The sequence below is a fragment of the Bacillus sp. RHFS10 genome, from assembly GCF_016757475.1.
Lineage (GTDB): Bacteria > Bacillota > Bacilli > Bacillales > Bacillaceae > Bacillus > Bacillus subtilis_G.
Map to the genome: position 1 here is coordinate 1 of NZ_JAESPO010000038.1, position 335 is coordinate 335.

At 43.9% G+C, this 335-nt stretch carries 1 rRNA gene; it reads right to left on the reverse strand.

What is annotated here, in order from left to right:
- Nucleotides 1–223: 223 nt before the first annotated feature.
- Nucleotides 224–335, reverse strand: a 5S ribosomal RNA gene (gene rrf / locus JMN17_RS21555); the annotation flags it as partial.

Genomic DNA, 335 nt, shown 5'->3' on the forward strand with positions numbered 1-335 from the left:
GCGTTCGTCCTGAGCCAGGATCAAACTCTCCGATAAAGTAGTTTGACTGACTACGCACATCGCTGTGCGATTTATAAAAAAATGAATTAACAGGTACGTTTTGTCTTGTTTAGTTTTCAAAGATCATTTCGTTTGGCCTTGTTAAAGCAACTTTATTAGTATACAACGCTACTTCTTCAAAGTCAACAACTTTTTTCTTTTTTAATTACACTAGCGTGCAATTGCTTGGCGGCGTCCTACTCTCACAGGGGGAAACCCCCGACTACCATCGGCGCTGAAGAGCTTAACTTCCGTGTTCGGCATGGGAACGGGTGTGACCTCTTCGCTATCGCCAC